Origin of the sequence: Hyphococcus aureus (assembly GCF_042643165.1) — a bacterium.
In the GTDB taxonomy this organism is placed as follows: Bacteria; Pseudomonadota; Alphaproteobacteria; order Caulobacterales; family Parvularculaceae; genus Hyphococcus; species Hyphococcus aureus.
In genome coordinates this window covers 1289097-1306299 of the sequence record NZ_JBHRSH010000002.1, presented here as the reverse complement: position 1 = coordinate 1306299, position 17203 = coordinate 1289097, and the positions used below count along the sequence as shown (strand labels likewise).

Annotated in this window: 25 protein-coding genes; 15 read left to right on the top strand and 10 right to left on the bottom strand. The window is 59.5% G+C overall.

Going from position 1 to position 17203, the window contains the following annotated elements; translation table 11 throughout:
* Nucleotides 1-2 precede the first annotated feature (2 nt).
* The 8 genes from ACFOOP_RS19165 to ACFOOP_RS19130 all read right to left on the bottom strand — a co-directional run bounded on the left by ACFOOP_RS19165 (nucleotide 3) and on the right by ACFOOP_RS19130 (nucleotide 6169).
* Complete coding sequence (locus ACFOOP_RS19165) at nucleotides 3-482, bottom strand: nuclear transport factor 2 family protein (RefSeq protein WP_379882777.1); 480 nt, start codon at nucleotides 480-482, stop codon at nucleotides 3-5.
* 33 nt (nucleotides 483-515) lie between these two features.
* A complete protein-coding gene (locus tag ACFOOP_RS19160; RefSeq protein ID WP_379882776.1) occupies nucleotides 516-2357 on the bottom strand; it encodes a tetratricopeptide repeat protein in 1842 nt (613 codons plus the stop codon).
* Nucleotides 2358-2508: 151 nt separating this feature from the next.
* Nucleotides 2509-2919: a hypothetical protein gene (locus ACFOOP_RS19155; RefSeq protein ID WP_379882775.1), complete on the bottom strand. Its 411-nt coding sequence runs from the start codon at nucleotides 2917-2919 to the stop codon at nucleotides 2509-2511.
* 33 nt (nucleotides 2920-2952) lie between these two features.
* Nucleotides 2953-3471: a hypothetical protein gene (locus ACFOOP_RS19150; RefSeq protein ID WP_379882774.1), complete on the bottom strand. Its 519-nt coding sequence runs from the start codon at nucleotides 3469-3471 to the stop codon at nucleotides 2953-2955.
* Between the two features lie 281 nt (nucleotides 3472-3752).
* Nucleotides 3753-4175 (bottom strand): hypothetical protein, encoded by a 423-nt coding sequence (locus ACFOOP_RS19145; protein WP_379882773.1) that lies wholly within the window; start codon nucleotides 4173-4175, stop codon nucleotides 3753-3755.
* A 33-nt stretch (nucleotides 4176-4208) separates the two neighbouring features.
* Nucleotides 4209-4694, bottom strand: coding sequence for a hypothetical protein (locus ACFOOP_RS19140; protein ID WP_379882772.1), 486 nt, complete (start codon nucleotides 4692-4694; stop codon nucleotides 4209-4211).
* 258 nt (nucleotides 4695-4952) lie between these two features.
* Nucleotides 4953-5465 carry a flavodoxin family protein gene (locus tag ACFOOP_RS19135; protein WP_379882771.1) on the bottom strand — a complete coding sequence of 171 codons (513 nt, stop codon included), beginning with the start codon at nucleotides 5463-5465 and terminating at the stop codon, nucleotides 4953-4955.
* Between the two features lie 227 nt (nucleotides 5466-5692).
* Nucleotides 5693-6169, bottom strand: coding sequence for a VOC family protein (locus ACFOOP_RS19130; RefSeq protein WP_379882770.1), 477 nt, complete (start codon nucleotides 6167-6169; stop codon nucleotides 5693-5695).
* 81 nt (nucleotides 6170-6250) lie between these two features.
* On the opposite strand from ACFOOP_RS19130, the gene ACFOOP_RS19125 reads away from it, so the two are divergent.
* Nucleotides 6251-6940, top strand: coding sequence for a helix-turn-helix transcriptional regulator (locus ACFOOP_RS19125; RefSeq protein WP_379882769.1), 690 nt, complete (start codon nucleotides 6251-6253; stop codon nucleotides 6938-6940).
* Here ACFOOP_RS19125 and ACFOOP_RS19120 read toward each other — a convergent pair.
* Nucleotides 6937-7422: a DUF2165 family protein gene (locus ACFOOP_RS19120; RefSeq protein WP_379882767.1), complete on the bottom strand. Its 486-nt coding sequence runs from the start codon at nucleotides 7420-7422 to the stop codon at nucleotides 6937-6939. The two genes, ACFOOP_RS19125 and ACFOOP_RS19120, sit on opposite strands and share 4 nt — an antisense overlap.
* A 91-nt stretch (nucleotides 7423-7513) precedes the next feature.
* The gene (locus tag ACFOOP_RS19115) at nucleotides 7514-8530 is read right to left on the bottom strand and encodes a sensor histidine kinase (protein WP_379882766.1); all 1017 of its coding nucleotides are present in this window, start codon (nucleotides 8528-8530) and stop codon (nucleotides 7514-7516) included.
* Between the two features lie 262 nt (nucleotides 8531-8792).
* Between ACFOOP_RS19115 and ACFOOP_RS19110 the strand changes: the two genes are divergently transcribed.
* The 14 genes from ACFOOP_RS19110 to ACFOOP_RS19045 all read left to right on the top strand — a co-directional run bounded on the left by ACFOOP_RS19110 (nucleotide 8793) and on the right by ACFOOP_RS19045 (nucleotide 17192).
* Nucleotides 8793-9242 carry a YcgN family cysteine cluster protein gene (locus ACFOOP_RS19110; RefSeq protein ID WP_379882765.1) on the top strand — a complete coding sequence of 150 codons (450 nt, stop codon included), beginning with the start codon at nucleotides 8793-8795 and terminating at the stop codon, nucleotides 9240-9242.
* Nucleotides 9243-9378: 136 nt separating this feature from the next.
* Entirely contained in the window at nucleotides 9379-9792 is a 414-nt protein-coding gene (locus ACFOOP_RS19105) for a hypothetical protein (RefSeq protein WP_379882764.1), read from the top strand.
* Nucleotides 9746-10987 (top strand): DNA-packaging protein, encoded by a 1242-nt coding sequence (locus ACFOOP_RS19100; RefSeq protein WP_379882763.1) that lies wholly within the window; start codon nucleotides 9746-9748, stop codon nucleotides 10985-10987. The genes ACFOOP_RS19105 and ACFOOP_RS19100 overlap by 47 nt, the downstream gene beginning before the upstream one ends.
* A gap of 12 nt (nucleotides 10988-10999) precedes the next feature.
* Complete coding sequence (locus ACFOOP_RS19095) at nucleotides 11000-12175, top strand: phage portal protein (RefSeq protein ID WP_379882762.1); 1176 nt, start codon at nucleotides 11000-11002, stop codon at nucleotides 12173-12175.
* Nucleotides 12168-12440 (top strand): hypothetical protein, encoded by a 273-nt coding sequence (locus tag ACFOOP_RS19090; protein ID WP_379882761.1) that lies wholly within the window; start codon nucleotides 12168-12170, stop codon nucleotides 12438-12440. Before ACFOOP_RS19095 ends, ACFOOP_RS19090 begins: the two co-directional genes overlap by 8 nt.
* Nucleotides 12440-13042, top strand: a complete 603-nt coding sequence (locus ACFOOP_RS19085) for an HK97 family phage prohead protease (RefSeq protein ID WP_379882759.1) — start codon at nucleotides 12440-12442, stop codon at nucleotides 13040-13042. Before ACFOOP_RS19090 ends, ACFOOP_RS19085 begins: the two co-directional genes overlap by 1 nt.
* A 12-nt stretch (nucleotides 13043-13054) precedes the next feature.
* Entirely contained in the window at nucleotides 13055-14302 is a 1248-nt protein-coding gene (locus tag ACFOOP_RS19080; protein ID WP_379882758.1) for a phage major capsid protein, read from the top strand.
* A gap of 141 nt (nucleotides 14303-14443) precedes the next feature.
* Nucleotides 14444-15004 carry a head-tail connector protein gene (locus ACFOOP_RS19075; RefSeq protein ID WP_379882757.1) on the top strand — a complete coding sequence of 187 codons (561 nt, stop codon included), beginning with the start codon at nucleotides 14444-14446 and terminating at the stop codon, nucleotides 15002-15004.
* Nucleotides 15001-15318, top strand: a complete 318-nt coding sequence (locus ACFOOP_RS19070; protein ID WP_379882756.1) for a head-tail adaptor protein — start codon at nucleotides 15001-15003, stop codon at nucleotides 15316-15318. Before ACFOOP_RS19075 ends, ACFOOP_RS19070 begins: the two co-directional genes overlap by 4 nt.
* Nucleotides 15315-15722 (top strand): DUF3168 domain-containing protein, encoded by a 408-nt coding sequence (locus ACFOOP_RS19065; protein ID WP_379882755.1) that lies wholly within the window; start codon nucleotides 15315-15317, stop codon nucleotides 15720-15722. Before ACFOOP_RS19070 ends, ACFOOP_RS19065 begins: the two co-directional genes overlap by 4 nt.
* Before the next feature lie 13 nt (nucleotides 15723-15735).
* On the top strand, nucleotides 15736-16155 hold the full coding sequence (locus tag ACFOOP_RS19060; protein ID WP_379882754.1) for a phage major tail protein, TP901-1 family: 420 nt from the start codon (nucleotides 15736-15738) through the stop codon (nucleotides 16153-16155).
* Nucleotides 16156-16157: 2 nt separating this feature from the next.
* A complete protein-coding gene (locus ACFOOP_RS19055; RefSeq protein WP_379882753.1) occupies nucleotides 16158-16484 on the top strand; it encodes a gene transfer agent family protein in 327 nt (108 codons plus the stop codon).
* 14 nt (nucleotides 16485-16498) lie between these two features.
* Nucleotides 16499-16666 carry a phage tail assembly chaperone gene (locus ACFOOP_RS19050; RefSeq protein WP_379882752.1) on the top strand — a complete coding sequence of 56 codons (168 nt, stop codon included), beginning with the start codon at nucleotides 16499-16501 and terminating at the stop codon, nucleotides 16664-16666.
* Nucleotides 16659-17192, top strand: coding sequence for a phage tail tape measure C-terminal domain-containing protein (locus ACFOOP_RS19045; RefSeq protein ID WP_379882751.1), 534 nt, complete (start codon nucleotides 16659-16661; stop codon nucleotides 17190-17192). Before ACFOOP_RS19050 ends, ACFOOP_RS19045 begins: the two co-directional genes overlap by 8 nt.
* Nucleotides 17193-17203: the final 11 nt, after the last annotated feature.

Genomic DNA, 17203 nt, shown 5'->3' with positions numbered 1-17203 from the left:
TGCTAATCGCTCATGACGGCCGCATGCTCGGCCGTGTCCGTATATTGCTGAAAGGCGCTGATCTTGCCGTCCGTGACGGTCCATGAATGAACGAAGGGGGCGTCCATGGATTTACCGGTGGCCTTATAGGTTCCGCTATAGCGGCCAAAGACGATGACGCGGTCATCTTCGGCGACAAATTCCGACGGGATGGCGGCAAAGCCGTCCCACTCGCCGCCGAGGCGCGCGAACAGGCCCGTCAGCACCGCTTCCGGACCGACATAAGGGTTATTGTCCGCATAGGGATTTCCTTCAGCTTCGTTCCAGACAATGTCCGCCGCCATGACGCCGGTGACTTTGTCCATATCGCCGGCCTCGAACCCGGCATAGACTTCCTGCACCACAGCGCGCGAGGCGTCACCCGAGGGCTGGGTGTTCGGCGCCGATGGCTTTGCGCAGGCGGCGAGGGCGAGAAAGGCGAGGGCGGAGATTAGTTTTTTCATTATGGTCTCTCTTTTTTGAAAAATCGGCTGACGTTATTGGGATGTTTCAAGCGATGTGGCGCATTCGAAATCATCAGCGCCGACAGGCTTGCAGAAATCTGGAAAGCCGTGTTCACGCCAGTAGTCGAGGATGCCGTAATTCTTGATCCGCGACCTGAATTGCTGCGATTGGCGGTAGCCAGCAAAGTTGGCCCCCCAATAATCGACCGTGAACGGCGTCGCGTCATAGTCGCCGAGCGCTGCGAGAAAATAGGTGAAATCCTGTTCGCCAGCCTGACTGGTTTGCGCCTGGAACCGGTGAATGTCGGCGACCAGATCCGGGTATGTTTTTTCAGGATGGCGAATGGCTTCATAGAGGTCCTCATGCCGGCGCCAGCCAAGGAGCAGGTCCGGCGAATTGGTTGCCGACATGAAAGCGAGTTTTTCTCCGCGCCGCGCAAGTGTGGTGAACGGTGCGAAAATAACTTTCGCCGCGCTGGTGTTGAGCGCTTCTTCATAATATTTGAGCGCCGCATCATCGCGTTCCATGGCCGAAAGCAAGGCGATCCGGTTTTCGACGCAGGGGACGTAGTACGGTTCGATCTCGAGGCACCTGCTTAGGCTTATCAGAGAATCCTCAAAATCGCCGACTGCGGCAACCGTGATTCCGCGCCACAAAAGCGCCGAGGCGTTTCGCGGTTCAATCTCCAGCGCGCGGTCAAAATCGGCGATCACCGCCGCAAAGTCGATTTTGGCGCGCCCGCTAAAAGCGGTGTTGGCTTTCAGTTTGGCGAGCACTGCAATCGCTGTAGCGCTTTTCGGGTCGAGCCTCAGCGCCCGCTGCGCATACTCTGTTGTGTGCGCATCAACCTCGGCTCGCGGTGTCTTAACGTAGCTATATTCGAGCAGTAGAGACTGCAACGCTGCGCGAATTTCCCACGCTTTGGCGAATTTCGGGTCCTGTTCGAGCGCCCGAATTAATAAGGCGTCAGCCTTGTCCAGATCGTGGCGGGCAAGAAAGTGACTGCGCGCCTGAAGGTATAATTCGTATGCGGTCAGATTTTCGGTCACTGCCTCAACGGTGATTTTAGGCGTTGTCTCAACGCCGATTGCGCCATCCAGCGCATCAACAATCGCCTGCGCGATTTCATCCTGGATTGTGAAGACGTTTTGCGTCGTCAACGGCCGGTCAAAGGTCTTGGACCACAAATGCCGGTCTGTTTGAGTGTCGATGAGCTGCGCGGTGATCCGCAGCGTATCACCGGCTTTGCGGACCGATCCTTCGAGCACATGACGAACATTTAGCTGCTTTGCAATTTCTGGAACGCCAAGCTCGCGTCCCTTGAACTGAAATGACGAGGTGCGCGAGGCGACGTCCAGACCTTTTACGTTGGCGAGAACATTAAGGATCTCTTCGGCCATGCCGTCCGAGAAATATTCCTGATCCCCGGCGGGCGATAAATCCGCAAAGGGAAGAACGGCGATAGAGGCGTCTGTCGCCTGCGCGCCTTCTTTGTATAAGGGATCGCCTGCACCGCTTATTATCTTTTCCGGCATCAGCCGGTCAGCGACCATCATGGCGGCGACCAGCGCCAGCCCGCACAGGATCGCGATATCGAGCTTGCGGCCGGTTTTTTGCGCAATGCTCGCGCCCTCCGGCACGGCGGCGGTGGGTTTGACGCCCTCTGGCGTCATCTCGAACGCCCAGGCGAGGATCATGGCGACGGGAAAGCCAATCAGGAGGAGACTGACGACCATGCCGTCAAACCAGGCGGGCAGGCCGACCGCGTTTTCCAGCGTCGCAGCGACCTGCGCCAGGAGCCAGCCGACAACCCCATAGACGCCAGCGACACGGAACACGTTGCGCCGCCGTAGTTCTTTGAAAAGATTATTCATTCCCGCCCCTGCCTGACGACCATATAGCACGGCTCAGGGGCGAAGGCGACAGGCGGGATCGTCCGTTATCGGATGGCCCGGTATGGTTCGATACAGAAACCGGCCGCAAGACATTGTCTTGCGGCCCGCACAATGTCTTAGAACGCCAGCGCTATTTGACCATTTTATCGGTCAAGTAGAATGACTGAGTCGAAAAGCCGATTCGCGTGCATTCGCCGTCTTCATTCCATGCGAAGGTGATAAAGCTGAAATCGGCGGTCGACGCCGTCGCGGCGAGCAGGTCCGGGTCCTGCGTGAAGCAGGTGAACTGCTCCTCGTCCGCATCGCCTGCCTGACAGAAGCCGGTGGAGACAACGCCTGCGCCAGTCGCAATCTTGCGGACGCCGCAGCCGATGAAAGTCACATCGTCTTTCGCTTGCTGTGCCGAGACCATGTCGCCTTGCGCAAAGCGATTCACGAGGTCAACATCAACCGGTGCGGGCTGTTTGAAGCCGGCGACAGCGGCGGTCGATATGAATGCGACAGCGACGCCGGCTGCGAGAATTTTAGATTTGAATTTCATAATGGTCTCCCTCCAAGGATAAAATATCCGGTGTTAGAACTGGCCCTTGATCTCACCGCTGTTGATCGCCCTGGTCAGGCGGATCAACGCTGCGCGCCGGGCCTCTGGCGGCAGTTCGGCTATCTGTGCATGCAGCTGGTCCATTTCGATCGTGGAAATGGAGCCGCGCTTTTTGTAAATTTCAAGGTCCTGATCGATCGCGGATTGCGTGAGCAGGGTTTGCCCCTGGTTATAGGACGCCGTCTGTTGCGGCGCGGGCGATGCGCTCGCTGCGCGCTGCACAGGTGCGACGGCGCCGTCTTCGGCGGCGATGGTCTGATACTCCTCGCGGATGATCATGCGAATGTCGTCCGCGGTGAGGTTGGCGCCGACCGTAGCCGCCTCTGCCCATTCAATCGGCGCCGCGGCGGGCGAGGTTTGCTGCAAGTCTTTGTTCAGGGTGTCAACTGACTCAACAAGTTGATCCGTACGCATATCAAGCTTTATTGCGTGAAGCCCCAGCATTACAAGCAACAGCGTCTGGAACGCCGAAAGCGGGACCAGCCATTTCATAAGCAGCCATCGCCATTCCCGGCGCGGCATGCCGACGATTTCCTGCGCGCGGAGCGCAGATTTCCGAAAAGCGCTTTGCGCATCTCAAGGCGTTGAAAGTTGATGCCGCGTTGCAACAGAAGTCCCCCATCGTGCAACCTGACTGACATTTAGGGCCGATGCCGCAATGCTGTCAATCTGGCAGGAAAGGGCGCGGCGAAAAATAAACACACAACAAAGCTGCGCGCCGGATGGGATTGACCCGCCCGGCGCCGCTTACGCAACTAAACTCAGTTGAGTGCTTAAAGATTGCTGCCGACTTTTGGCGGCACATAGAAGGACTGGTTGGAAAAGCCGATGCGGGTGCACTGACCGGTTTTTTCATCCCAGCTAAAAGTCACATAGCCATAGTCTGCGCTCGCCTCGATAGCGTCGAGGAGGTCTTCATTGTCGGTGTTGCAAAAAGCGCGTTCGCCGTCAGCGTCTTCAGCCTGGCAAAAACCAAAGGCCGTGGCGCCGCCAACGCCATCATCGAATTTGCGCACGCCGCAACCGATGAACTCATTCTTGTTCGGGGCGTAGCGGGCGCTCAGCATGTCGCCGCCGGCGAAGAACGTAGTGAGGTCCACATCCACGGGCGCGGGCTGCACCATGCCGGCGATGGCGGCGGTGGAGGTGAAGGCTGCGGCGAGGCCGCCGATCAGATATTTACGGTTCAGTGTCATGTTAGTATCTCCCTCTGTTAGGTTCCGGTGTCATTACATCCAGCCGTCGATTTCACCCTTGCTCATGGCTTTGGTGAGGCTCGAAAGCGCGGCGCGCCGTTCGGCCAGAGGTAATTTTGCTATCTTCGCCTGCAGGCTCGCCATTTCGACTTCGTCGATGGCGCCGCGGCTTCTGAAATAATTGATCTCGCGATCCACAGCCGTCGCGGCGGTTTTGATTTGCTTCGGCGTGTGTTGCGGTTTGACGGGCTGCGCTGGCGCGGATGTGGCGCGCGCCAGTGTTTCGAGCGCGGCGATCTCTTCGCGCAGGATGTTGCGCATTTCCTCGCCGCTTAAAGAGGCGCTACGAGCATTGTCCCATGACAGCGCGGCGGGATCGGCTTGCGTCTGGAGTTGCGATGGCTGGGCCTTGACGGCTTCGGCGATATCGTCTGTGCGCATGTCGATGGCGACGACTTTAAGACCAAGCGCGGCCAGCAGAACCGTTTGCGTTGCGGAAAGTGGAATGAGCCAGTTCATAGGATGCCCCCTGTTGATAGGCTGACGCTACGCCCGGCGGGGGCCGGGCGTGAGTGATGTAGATCACAGGGGGGTGCGAAATTGCGGTTGAGGCGAAAAAAGCCCTGGAAACGCGCCGGACGCACTATGAATTGACGGCTGATGGCCATCTGTATCTCCCCCAGTGACAGGCGCCTTCGCGCCTGACCAGGGAACAGCATTCATCGCGATTGAGGCGATTTCGCGCCGGAAAAAAGATAGATGCAGGGCAGGCGCCCGTCAGCGCGCAGCGGCGATGTCGCTCGCGAACGCATGGGCGGCGCGTTCATGTTCATCACTGAGCGCTGGCGCGCCGGGGCGATAAAACACGCCGCCCCATTGCATGTTGAAATAGCCTGCACTGTCTTCAAAGGGATGAACGAAAGACTCGGGTGGTTTCGGATCGGAGCCGGTCGCGACGACGAAGAGCGTCTTGCCTGCAAGCTGTTTGCCGATGGTTTTATAGGGCGGATCGGTGAGGTCCGAGAGGCGGTCGAAGAACAGCTTCATCTGTGCGCTCATCGTGTACCAGTAAACCGGACTGGCGAGCACGATCGCCTGCGCTTTCAGCATGGCCTGCGCAAGCGGCAGGAAATCGTCATCGGCGTTTGCGTGGCTGTAGGAATAGGGGCCGATCCGCAATGTTCCGAGATCAACCCGCTCTGTACCCGGAAGATGTGCGAGGACGGCGCTAAGGAGCCGCGCTGTATCTCCGTCAGCGCGGCTCGATCCGAGAATGGAGAGAATAGTCATTTGCCTTTGCGCTCCATCACGCGGCGCAGGGCTTCGGCGAGATCGCCGCCATCATGCATGTGTTTGGTCATATCAGTCACCATTTCTAATTTTCCAGAAAAATATCGCTTACACGCCCCTTCATCCTGAGGAGAAAATTTTCCTTCGTCCTTCGAGACGCGGCTTTGCCGCCCTCAGGATGAAGGAAAATCTTCGTCTCGAAGGATCGTCGTGTTTATCGCCGCCTCCTATTGATAGAGATTTTTTTCCGCCGGAACGCGGCTGGAATATTCAACGAATTCGAACTCGAGCCCCTCGGCGTCGATGTAATAGAGATTGCGCCGGTGCGGATGGGTCTCGCCGAGATGATCGGGCTCATGGCCGGCGTCTTTAAGCTGGCGCACGACCTCGTCGAGATCGGCGACTTCAAAACCGATATGGGCAAGACCGGGCTCTGAGCTCTGCAATTCTCGGTGACGCCCGCGCGCGGCCGTCGGCAGGTGGAACTCATTTAGGGTGAGGTAATTGGCGTCATCGCCCACATGCACCCAGCGGCGCGGAATTCCCGCCCACTCGCCGCCGCCTTCGCCGCGGATCGCCCAGTGGGGGAAGGCGGCGGTCAGGAATTTCACCGTCGGGTCAATGGCCGTAACGATGAGGTTCACATGTTCGATGCGCGGCGCCGTGACCGGCTTGGCTTCAGGTTTCTCCAGTTCTTTCGTCATTGTCGTCTCCCTTATTTATGAAAGAATAGGCTTTCAATAATGACCCTTGTTTTTGAAAGCAAGAACTTTTATAAATAGGGCATGAGCAAAATATCGAATACGCCCATCAAGAAAGCCGATAAGTCAAAAAACACAGCGGCCTCAGGCGAGACCGGCGCTACCCGCGCGGCCATCCTCGACATGCTGAAACGCGAGGGAGAGCTTTGCGCGTCCGACATCGGTCCGGCGTTGTCGCTCACGCCCATGGCGGCGCGGCTGCAGCTTTACGCGTTGGAGGAGGAGGGGCTTGTTGAGCCAAGGTCGCAAGCAAAGGGGCGCGGGCGCCCGGTGAAATACTGGTCGCTGACGGCGGCGTCAGCGCGGGTTTTTCCTGATGCGCATCAGTCCCTGGCGGTGGAGATGATCCAGTCGGTCGAGGAGCTGTTCGGCGCAGAAGGGTTGCAGAAGTTCATCAAAAAACATGGCGACATGCAGCGCGAAGCCTATGGCGAAAAATTATCCGGGGCGAAGACGCTGGGCGAGCGCGTGAAGAAACTCGCCAAGGCGCGCTCCGATGAAGGCTATATGGCGGAAGCCAAAAAAGACGGGCGCGACTGGCTCTTGATCGAAAACCATTGCCCGATCTGTTCAGCGGCAAAGGTGTGCACCGGGCTTTGCGCGGGTGAGCTTAAAGTTTTCTCCGACGTGTTAGGCAAGGGCGCGACCGTCACCCGCGAAGAACATATCCTCGCCGGCGCAAGACGGTGTGCGTATCGGGTGAGGGGCGCCTAATCGTCCTTCATATTCACGAACACCATCACCAGCCCGCTCGACATGAAATAGATGAAGGCGCCGTCCATGGACCCGTCGCCAAGCGGCGTCTGCCACATGCCGAGAATGCCGCCGCCTACAACGGTGAACAAGCCGAACCACAGGGCGACGCCGATGCCGCACCCCAAAATAGCGAAACTCTTGGAGGCATTGAACTGATCGGCGGGCTTTCCGGCCGCGCCGAGCATTTTCAGTGCGCCGATCATCGACACCGCGCCCACCAGAAATTCGCATGTGACAATGACCATCAATGTAAGCGTGACCAGCGCCGGACTGGTGATCGCCGGTGCGAGGTCATTGGGATAAACCTCGTGACCCTCAAGCGATAAAACATAGCCGACAAAGCCTTTCGCTTCCTCCCAGTTGATGATGTTTCCGGCGGCGTAGGTGAGGCCCTGAAGCCCGACAAACACGACAAGAATGATTTTCAGATAACGGATCATATGGAGCCCCCTCCTGTTTTTGTGGTGAGGAGTGTAGGGCCATTGCCAGCGCGGAAACAATAGGCGGGAAAATGCTGCGCTGCGCAGGGGATTATGTGGCGGCGACTTCTCTTGACGCCGGAAACCGCAGCGTCACTGTGGTGCCGCTCTCACTTGCTTCAGTTGTGAGCGATCCGTCCAGGGATTGTGCGTAATGCTTCACCAATTCCATGCCGATGCCGGTGGAGGACGATGATTGTTCATGCGCTCGTTCATTGTCGCCAATGCCATCGTCGCAAATAATAAGGGAGAAATCATCGCCATCACGCAACAGCCTAACGTCAATTACGCCCGAATTCCGGTCCTGAAAAGCATGGGTGACGGCGTTGCTGGTGAGCTCAACCGCGATAGCGCCAAGGGAGATAGCGTCATCCGGATTCAGATACACACTGATGGTCTGTACGCGGCAATCAACTTTCGTTGTAGAACCGCTCATGGTGATTTCGCTAAGCTTTTCGCATAAACGGCGTATATACTGTCCGGCGTCAACGGCGTCTTCATCATCCGCCACCAGCATCATTTCATAAAGCTGGGCGAAGCTGTCGAGACGGGCGCGAATACGGTCGAGAGATTGCCGGAGCTCGGGATTATCAAGCTTGCGACGTTCCAGACCGACAATCGCCATGATGGTCATGAGATTGTTTTTTACGCGATGATGCGTTTCCTTTAAGTTGACATGGGCTCTCGCCGATTCAGCGCGCTCATGCTGTTCGGATTTCACCTGATGGGTCGTTTCTGTACAGATTACCAGAACGCCGCCGACGCCAGTCGGCGCTTCAGGGTGGTTGATGGGGTTAAAGCTGTAAGTCCAGTAAACCTCATCGCGAACCCCATGCCGGTCGATCGGCACGAGCTGGTTTTCGTGCCATGTGGCGCCGCGTCCGCTCATCACATGTTGAATTTGCGGTCCGGTGATCTCATCCCAGGTTTCTCGCCACATGACCTTGGCCGGAGCGCCAAGGCCGGCCGGGTCTTTCTCCGGCCCGAGGGATCGCGCGAAGGCGTCATTGTAAAAACAAAGATGGTCCGGACCCCAGAAAATCAGCATCGGGTGCTGCGTCGTGAGCATCAGTCTGATGCTCAGTTTAAGGGAATCAGGCCAGCCAGTCGGCTCGCCGAGGGACGTCTCAGCCCAGTCTTTTTCCCGGATCAGCCGCCCCAGGCGATCTCCGCCTTGCAGAAAGTCAAGTGTCGTGATCGCATCGGTTCCTGTTTGGCGACATTTTCATTTTCAATGATTGCTAGCGCGATATCAACAAAATTCGAAATAAGCGGTTCGTGCTACCGCTAGGGTGCTGGCGCCGGGGCGCCGGAGCGTTTAGGACACACGAATGGCGCAACCAAAACCCTTTTGGGAAAAGAAAAAGCTCTCCGAGATGACCGACGAGGAGTGGGAGTCCCTGTGCGACGGCTGCGGGCGCTGCTGCATCTATGTCCTGCACAATGAAGACACGGACGAAGTGTTCGAGACCGACATCGCCTGCAAGCTGTTCGATGTGGCGCGCCGCCGCTGCACCGATTACGCCAATCGCATGAAACAGGTGAGCGACTGTGTGCAGTTAACGCCGGACAATGTGGGCGCGCTGAAATGGATGCCGCCGACCTGCGCCTATCGCCGTCTCGCCGAAGGCAAGAAACTGCCGACCTGGCATCCCTTGCGCACTGGCGATCCAAACAGCGTGACGCGCGCGAAAATATCCGTCTCGCCGGATCTCGTTTCTGAAAACGATCTTGAGATCACGGATGAGTTGCTGGAAAGCCGGATCGTAAGAGAGCGCTAAATCCGTTCTCAAAATCCTACCCCAATAACGCGAACGCCTGCTTGCAAAATTCATCATTTGTGATGAAAAAGGCCTGTTTTTTGAGGTTTGGTGAATAGTTATCCACCACTTCCAGAGCGGCCGTATCATCCGTTCCATGATGAAAAACCAAATCGACATCACCGAAGCGGGAGCGTCCGGCGCGCAGGATAAGACGCCCGATGACGATAGCTGGGACGCGCTTGCGGGCCGCATCCAGAAACTTGTGATGCGCCGTTCGCGCTCCCTGCTCACCGAATATGACGACGACATTTTCGATCGCGGCGCCCGCGCCCTGCGTACGCTGATGAGCGCGGCGCAAATTTCCGAACGCATGAAGAAAGACGAAGCAAAGGAACTTGAAACGCATGACAGCGCCGCGCCGCCCCAAATCACCGACGACGCCATCCGCGGCCTCAAGCGAAAGCTCGAGCGCCAGATTGAACGCATTGAAGAAGAGGATCGCGTGGCTGAGGGACGAGGCGATGAAGGAATATCACCGGGCGCATTACGACAAGGACTGGGACGCTAATGCGCTCGATCATCAAAAAGAGCCCGATGGCGACTGGACAACCTGGCTCCTGCTTGGCGGCCGCGGGGCAGGGAAAACCCGCGCTGGCGCCGAATGGGTGCGCCAGATTGCAAACGACAACAAGGGCGGCGCCATCGCGCTTGTTGCGGAAACATACGCCGATGCGAGGGAAGTCATGATCGAGGGACCATCCGGCATTCGCGCGGTGTCCCCTTCCGGGGAAGTTCCGCAATATGAAGCCTCGCGCCGACGTCTTGTCTGGCCTGACGGCGCCGTTGCTTACGCGTTTTCGGCGGAAGACCCGGACGGCATTCGCGGCTACCAGTTCACTAACGCATGGAGCGACGAGTTTGCGAAATGGCGATATGCGGAGGAAACCTGGTCGAACCTCCAGCTTGCATTGCGCCTCGGTGAGAAGCCGCGCCAGATCGTGACGACGACACCGCGCCCTATGGCGCTGCTCAAGCGATTGATTGCCTCGCCGACAACGGAAACGGTGCGCGCCTCGACTTACGACAATCGCGCGCATCTATCGGAAGCATTCTTCACCGAGATCGCGGCGCTTTATGAAGGCACGGCGCTTGGGCGTCAGGAACTCATGGGCGAAATCGTCGACGATGTGGCTGGCGCTTTGTGGACATGGAATCTGATCGAAGCGTCGCGGATTTCCGCCGCACCGCCGCTCGATCGTATCGTCGTCGCTGTCGATCCCCCTGCGACGGGCGGCGAAAACGCGGACGAATGCGGCATCGTCATCGCCGGCGTCGCTTATTGCGGCGATGTGAAAACCGCCTTCGTTCTCGCGGACTGGTCGGCGGCGGGACTTTCCCCCCAGCAATGGGCGTCGAGAACCGCCGCCGCCTATCACGAATTTTCCGCCGACCGCATCGTCGTTGAGGTTAATCAGGGCGGCGACATGGCCAAAGCCGTCATCGCGCAAGTGGACAGCCAGGCGCCGGTGCGCGGGGTGCACGCAACGCGCGGCAAAAAGCTGAGGGCCGAACCGGTCGCCGCGCTTTACGAGCAAGGACGCGTTCGTCACGTCGGCGCGTTTTCAAAACTCGAAGACCAGATGACGACGTTCACAGGCGAGGGATCAAAAAGTCCCGACCGTCTCGACGCACTCGTCTGGGCCATCACCGATCTCATGTTGTCGAAGCCGGCGCCCAAACCCGGCGTTCGGAAGTTGAATTAGGAGACATCCTTAATGTCCTTCATTCCCAATATCTTCGTGCGCAAAGCGCCGGAACGAAAAGCCTCAGCGGCGAAAGCGTTAATCGCGCTGCACCGCACCGGCGCGCCGGTCTGGACATCGCGCGATTATGTGTCGCTCGCGCGCGCCGGTTATGAGCGCAATGTTATCGCCTATCGCTGTATCCGGCTGGTTTCCGAGGCGACGGCGTCGGCGCCGCTGCGGGTGGCGGAGGCGGGCGCCGTGATGGCTGACCATCCCCTGTTAACGCTGCTGGCGAAACCCAATCCGGAACAGTCGGGCGCGGAATTGCTCGAGAGCTTTTATGGCTTCCTGCAAACCGCCGGCAACGCCTATCTCGAAGGCGTCACGCTCGACGGTCTCCCGCGCGAGCTTTACGCGCTGCGTCCTGACCGGATGAAGGTGCGGCCCGGCAAGTCCGGCTGGGCTGAAGGCTATGATTACTCCGTCGCAGGTCGTTCGGTGACGTTCAGAAAGCCGGATGATGGTTCGCTCTCGCCGATCCTGCATCTGAAACTGTTTCACCCGACCAACGATCATTACGGGTTGTCGCCTTTGGAAGCGGCGAGCGCGTCGGTTGATTTGCACAACGCGGCGTCGGCCTGGAACAAGTCATTGCTCGACAATGCCGCGCGGCCGTCAGGCGCGCTGGTTTATAAGGGACCGGAAGGCGCGGAAAACCTCACCGGCGATCAGTTCGACCGGCTGAAGTCTGAATTGGAAGACGCTTATCAGGGTTCTGCGAACGCAGGGCGTCCGCTGGTGCTCGATGGCGGTCTTGAGTGGCGATCCATGTCTTTGTCGCCCGCCGACATGGATTTCATCGAGGCCAAACACGCCGCGGCGCGCGAGATCGCGCTGGCCTTTGGCGTGCCTCCGATGCTGCTCGGCATTCCCGGCGACAACACCTATTCCAACTATAAAGAAGCCAATCTCGCTTTCTGGAAACAGACGGTGTTGCCGCTGGTCAAGAAAACCGCGAGCGCGCTGACGGGTTGGTTCGCGCCGGTCTGGCCGGACGCGCAAGTGATCTGTCAGACGACGGATATTGAGGCCCTGTCAGCGGAGCGCGATGCGATGTGGATGCGTGTTTCCCGCGCGGATTTCCTCAGTGAAGATGAAAAACGCAGCGCGCTTGGCTTGCCGGCAAGGGAGGGCGGCGATGCATAGCGTTTCCTTCCCCAAAGCGCCGCTCGAAAAACCTTATGAGATGCGCGTCACGGTGGCGATTGGCGCCGCAGTGATCGTGCAGACGGGCCTCGGCCTGATCTGGGCGGACGCGGCGTCCGAGCGGCTCGCACAACTTGAGCGCCGCGCCGACGACAACACGCAAATCATCGAACGCACGGCGCGCCTTGAAGAACAGGTGCGGTTCGTCTCCGCCACGCTGATCCGCATCGAAGACAAGATCGACACGAAAAGGGAGGGCGAGTGATGGATAAGCTCATCGCCGAGATTGAAGGCTACGCCTCCATCTTCAATGTTCCCGATTTGAATGGCGACATCGTCGCGCCGGGCGCCTTTGCGCAGTCGCTGAAAAAGAACACGAAGCCTGCATTGCTCTATCAACACGCGGCGGAGGCGCCGATCGGGCGTTGGCTGTCCTTCCGTGAGGATGCGCGCGGCCTGTTTGTCAAAGGCGAGTTGATTTTGTCGTCGCCGCGCGCGCGCGAGGTGCATGCGCTCATTGAAGGCGGCGCCATGGACGGGCTTTCCATCGGCTATCAGACCGTGCGGTCGATGCGCGTTCCGTCCGGGCGGCGCATTCTTCAAGCCGATCTCTGGGAAGTGTCTGTTGTGACCTTCCCTATGGCGCCGGGCGCGCGGGTCACGCGCATCGGTCCCGTTCGCGAAGACTATGACGCGCAAGATTACGCCCGACTTTTCACCCAATCGGTTCGCATTCCATCCTCCCCCACACCTGCCGGAGTGCGAACCAGGAAGCGGGCGCCCGCTCTTCCTCCCCCCACATGCGGGGCGGGCGCCCGTCACGTCGTCGAGGCCGCGAAGGCTGCGGCGCAATCATTGTCAGTATAGGAGTAACGAGTAATGACCATCGAGACCAAAGCAGAAGCGCCTAATGCGGAAATTCGCGGCGCCATGCGTGAGTTCCTGAGCGCGTTCGAAACGTTCAAAGACGCCAATGACGAACGCCTCGCCGCGCTTGAAGCCAAAAGCGCCGACGACATCGTCCTCAATGAGAAGATCGAACGCATCAACGATGCGGTGAGCGAGCAAAAAGCCGCTGTCGACCGCCTGGCGCTGAAACAGGGTCGGCCAAGCATCGGCGCCGCCGCGCGGCCAAACGCCATCATCGAGCCCGATGAACGCAAAGCCGCGTTCATGCGCTATATGCGCGTCGGCGACGCCACCTCCGTCGCCTCGCTTGAATCGAAATCGGTAAACGCCGGTACGGATTCGGAAGGCGGCTATCTCGCGCCGGAGGAAGTGGAGCGGCTCATCACCGCCGCGGTGAAAGACATTTCACCGATCCGCCAGATTGCGAGCGTGCGCGATATTGGCGGCAATGTTTTCCGCAAGCCGGTCTCCAACGGCGACGCTGTGGCGGGTTGGGTTGCGGAAACAACGGCGCGCGGCACGGCGACGACCGCGCCGACGCTCACGGCCATCGACTTCCCCACCATGGAGCTTTACGCCATGCCGGCGGCGTCGCAGACGCTGCTCGATGACGCCATCGTCGATATCGAGCAATGGCTCGCCGACGAAGTGCAGACGGAATTCGCGGTGCAAGAGTCCGCCGCTTTCATCTCCGGCAACGGCACGACCGCGCCGAAGGGCATCCTTTCCTACACCATTGCCGCTGACGCTTCGAAAACCGCGACGCAAATCGGCTATCTGCCGTCGGGCGCGGACGGCGCCTTCGCTGCGTCCAATCCGTCCGATGCGCTGCTCGACCTTATCTATGCGCCGAAACAAGCCTATCGCGCCAATGGGCGTTTCCTCATGAATCGGTCGGTTGTCGGCGCCCTTCGTAAGTTCAAGGATAGCGAAGGCAATTATCTCTGGCAGCCGAATGACGAGCCGGGCGAGCCTGCGCGCCTCATGGGTTATCCGGTGACGGAAGCCGAAGACATGCCGGACATTGCGTCAGACTCCCATTCGATTGCGTTCGGCGATTTCCGCCGTGGTTATCTCATTGTCGATCGCGTCGGCGTGCGCGTCTTGCGCGATCCCTATTCGTCGAAGCCTTACGTTCTCTTCTACACCACCAAACGTGTTGGCGGCGGCGTTCAGGATTACGACGCTTTCAAATTCCTGAAATTCGCGGCGAGCTAAAGACGATTCCTTTCTCCGTTCATTCCCGCGAAAGCGGGAATCCAGACGCACAGAGCAGTTCTGTGTTTCATGGATCCCCGCTTTCGCGGGGGTGAGCGGGGAGAGAGTTGGACTAGAAACCAAAAAAGGACGCGTTGCGTTATGTCCCTTACTCTTCTTTCCCCGCCGGCGGCGGAGCCGGTGACACTGGCTGACTTGAAAGCGCATCTGCGCGTCACACATTCCGATGAAGACGCGCTGATCACTGGCGTTCTCGTCGCCGCCGTGCGCGCGGTCGAGGCGCGCGGCGGTCTCGCGCTGATGCCGCAACAATGGCGGCTGACGCTCGATGCGGCTCCTGAAGAAACATTGTTTCTACCGTTGTCGCCGGTCTCCGCGCTTGACGCGGTTGCGGTGATCGACGGGGAGGGTGCGCCGCAAACGGTCGCGGCGTCTTTATATGACGCGGTTCTCGGAAAAACGCCGCGCATCCGTCCCGCCGGGCCCTGGCCGCTGCCGGTTCCCGCTGTCGGCGGGGTGCGGATCGATTTCAGCGCAGGCTATGCGAATGCCGACGCGGTTCCCGAACAATTGAAACTCGCGGTGAAAATTCTCGCGGCGGCTTTCTACGAAAATCGCGAGGCGGCGGGCGAGCGCCGCGTCTATTCCTTCCCGCAGACGGTGGACGCGCTGATGGCGCCGTTCCGGGAGGTGCGTCTGTGATCGGCGCCCTTCGTCATAAAGTCATCTTGCTCGATGTCTCGCGCGCCAGTGACGAGGCCGGCGGCGCCAGCCTTTCCTGGGGCGCCGGATCGGAAGTCTGGGCCTCGGTGGAGCGATTGACCTCGACCCGTGATTTTGCGGGCGACCGCGCGAACCGGCTGAAACGCATCGCCGTCACCATCCGTTTCAGCGCCGAGGTCGCGCTGGGGCAACGTCTCACTTTTGAGGGCGTGATGTTCGAGACCGTCAGTATCGAGAGCGATGACGGCCGTGACCGGCGCCTGACGCTCATCTGCGAGGAGGTTCTGTCATGACCAACGCCCAATGGGAATTGCAAAAGGCGGTCTACCAGACGCTTTCCTCAGACGCCGCCATCAAGGCGGAGGTGGGAGACCCGGCGCGCATCTTCGACGATCCGCCGCCGGACGCGGTCTTTCCTTATCTCACTCTTGGCGAAGCGCGCGCCAGCGACTGGAAAGGCGTCAACGGCGGGCTTGAGCATGATCTGCGGCTCTATGTGTTTTCCCGTTACGCCGGGCGGCGTGAAGTGAAGCGCATTCTCTCCTCGGTTTACGACGCACTGCATGACGCGGCGCTGACGCTCTCCGGCCATGACCTCATTCATATTCGTTTTGTCTTCGCTGATGCGTTCCGGCGCACTGACGGCGAAACCTATCAGGGCGTTGCGCGCTTCCGCGCGGTGACGCAGGCGCAGTAAAAGGAGCCAACCCATGCCCGCCCAAAAAGGCAAAGACCTTCTGTTGAAACTCGGCGACGGCGAAGTCTCCGAAACCTTTTCCGTCATCGGCGGTTTGCGCACCAAGACATTGTCTCTCAACGCGCAGACCGTTGACGTGACGCATTCACAGTCGACCGGCGGCTGGCGCGAATTGCTCGCCGGCGCGGGGGTGCGCCAGGCGTCTATTTCCGGCGCGGGTGTGTTCCTCAATGATGCGGCGGCGGAAGAGACGCGCGCCGTATTCTTCGGAGCACAAGCGCGCAACTGGCAAATCATCGTGCCCGGCTTCGGAACCATCGAGGGCGCGTTTCTGATCGCCAATCTCGATTATGCGGGAGAGCATGACCGCGAAGCGTCCATGGCGCTCGCGCTCGAATCCGCTGGCGCGCTGACCTTTACGCCGGAGAGTTGAGCATGACGCATCCGCGCGGCGACGTATCGATCAGGATCAACGGTGAGGAGAAAACCCTGCGTCTGACTCTCGGCGCGCTTGCTGACATCGAGGAGAAGCTTGGGCAGGGCGATCTGTCCTCGTTGCAGGCGCGGTTGAAACAGCCTCGCATCGCCGACATTGTTTTGATCCTTCACGCGTTGCTGGCGGGGGGCGGCGCCACGCTGACGATGGAGGCGCTGAAAGCAAGCGATCTCGATTTGGCGCAAGCGGCGCGCGCCATTGCGCAGGCTTTTGAAAGTCTCGGCGGAGATGAACCGCCGGGAAAGTCCGCATCGGGGGAGGGTTAGAGGCGTGGCGCGCGATGCTTGTTTTCGCCGTCTTGCGGCTGGGGCTTACGCCGCACGCGTTCTGGGCGCTGTCGGTTTGCGAATGGCGCGCGCTGCTCGAAGCCGCTGCTCCGCAAAACGAAATAATGACACGCGATGCGCTGATGCAGCTCATCAACACTCACGGGAAAACCAATGCCTGATCATATCAATGTCACCGTCAACACGGCCCGCGTCGAAGAGGCGGCGGGCGAAATCGAATCCATCGCCCGCGAACGGATCGCACCTGCCGCCGCATTGATCGACGAAGCCTTTGAGACCGCGGCGAATTCCATCCAGTCCAATCTCGCCCGCGCCGCCGAGCGCGGTGAGCTTTCCCTCAAGAAACTGACCGGCGCGTTGCTGAAGGATCTGCGCCGCTTCGCCATCGACAGTCTTGTGCGCCAGCCGGTGCACAACCTCATTTCAAATGCGCTGACCTCCGCCTTTGGCGGAGCGCGCGCGGGCGGCGGGCCGGTGGCGCCGGGCGCGGCTTATCTTGTGGGGGAGCGCGGACCGGAACTCTTTACGCCGGGCGGCGCGGGAACGGTCCGACCTTTGGGGACGGGCGCCATGACGGTGAACATCTCCCTGCCGGGCGTCACCGATGTTCAAAGTTTCCAACGCTCCGAAACGCAAGTGGCCGCAGCGCTCGCGCGTGCGGTCGGGCGCGGCCAGCGGAATTTGTGACGCCAACCATC

Bases quoted from the DNA above. Each gene is read 5' to 3' on its own strand.
- ACFOOP_RS19095 (WP_379882762.1), top strand. From the start codon at position 11,000: ATGTCCTTCATTCCCAATATCTTCGTGCGCAAAGCGCCGGAACGAAAA.
- ACFOOP_RS19145 (WP_379882773.1), bottom strand. From the start codon at position 4,175: ATGACACTGAACCGTAAATATCTGATCGGCGGCCTCGCCGCAGCCTTC.
- ACFOOP_RS19060 (WP_379882754.1), top strand. From the start codon at position 15,736: ATGCCCGCCCAAAAAGGCAAAGACCTTCTGTTGAAACTCGGCGACGGC.
- ACFOOP_RS19140 (WP_379882772.1), bottom strand. From the start codon at position 4,694: ATGAACTGGCTCATTCCACTTTCCGCAACGCAAACGGTTCTGCTGGCC.
- ACFOOP_RS19050 (WP_379882752.1), top strand. From the start codon at position 16,499: ATGCTTGTTTTCGCCGTCTTGCGGCTGGGGCTTACGCCGCACGCGTTC.
- ACFOOP_RS19125 (WP_379882769.1), top strand. From the start codon at position 6,251: ATGAGCAAAATATCGAATACGCCCATCAAGAAAGCCGATAAGTCAAAA.
- ACFOOP_RS19115 (WP_379882766.1), bottom strand. From the start codon at position 8,530: ATGCTCACGACGCAGCACCCGATGCTGATTTTCTGGGGTCCGGACCAT.
- ACFOOP_RS19155 (WP_379882775.1), bottom strand. From the start codon at position 2,919: ATGAAATTCAAATCTAAAATTCTCGCAGCCGGCGTCGCTGTCGCATTC.
- ACFOOP_RS19165 (WP_379882777.1), bottom strand. From the start codon at position 482: ATGAAAAAACTAATCTCCGCCCTCGCCTTTCTCGCCCTCGCCGCCTGC.
- ACFOOP_RS19055 (WP_379882753.1), top strand. From the start codon at position 16,158: ATGACGCATCCGCGCGGCGACGTATCGATCAGGATCAACGGTGAGGAG.
- ACFOOP_RS19105 (WP_379882764.1), top strand. From the start codon at position 9,379: ATGATGAAAAACCAAATCGACATCACCGAAGCGGGAGCGTCCGGCGCG.
- ACFOOP_RS19065 (WP_379882755.1), top strand. From the start codon at position 15,315: ATGACCAACGCCCAATGGGAATTGCAAAAGGCGGTCTACCAGACGCTT.
- ACFOOP_RS19090 (WP_379882761.1), top strand. From the start codon at position 12,168: ATGCATAGCGTTTCCTTCCCCAAAGCGCCGCTCGAAAAACCTTATGAG.
- ACFOOP_RS19085 (WP_379882759.1), top strand. From the start codon at position 12,440: ATGGATAAGCTCATCGCCGAGATTGAAGGCTACGCCTCCATCTTCAAT.
- ACFOOP_RS19135 (WP_379882771.1), bottom strand. From the start codon at position 5,465: ATGACTATTCTCTCCATTCTCGGATCGAGCCGCGCTGACGGAGATACA.
- ACFOOP_RS19120 (WP_379882767.1), bottom strand. From the start codon at position 7,422: ATGATCCGTTATCTGAAAATCATTCTTGTCGTGTTTGTCGGGCTTCAG.
- ACFOOP_RS19150 (WP_379882774.1), bottom strand. From the start codon at position 3,471: ATGAAATGGCTGGTCCCGCTTTCGGCGTTCCAGACGCTGTTGCTTGTA.
- ACFOOP_RS19100 (WP_379882763.1), top strand. From the start codon at position 9,746: ATGAAGGAATATCACCGGGCGCATTACGACAAGGACTGGGACGCTAAT.
- ACFOOP_RS19075 (WP_379882757.1), top strand. From the start codon at position 14,444: ATGTCCCTTACTCTTCTTTCCCCGCCGGCGGCGGAGCCGGTGACACTG.
- ACFOOP_RS19130 (WP_379882770.1), bottom strand. From the start codon at position 6,169: ATGACGAAAGAACTGGAGAAACCTGAAGCCAAGCCGGTCACGGCGCCG.
- ACFOOP_RS19080 (WP_379882758.1), top strand. From the start codon at position 13,055: ATGACCATCGAGACCAAAGCAGAAGCGCCTAATGCGGAAATTCGCGGC.
- ACFOOP_RS19045 (WP_379882751.1), top strand. From the start codon at position 16,659: ATGCCTGATCATATCAATGTCACCGTCAACACGGCCCGCGTCGAAGAG.
- ACFOOP_RS19160 (WP_379882776.1), bottom strand. From the start codon at position 2,357: ATGAATAATCTTTTCAAAGAACTACGGCGGCGCAACGTGTTCCGTGTC.
- ACFOOP_RS19110 (WP_379882765.1), top strand. From the start codon at position 8,793: ATGGCGCAACCAAAACCCTTTTGGGAAAAGAAAAAGCTCTCCGAGATG.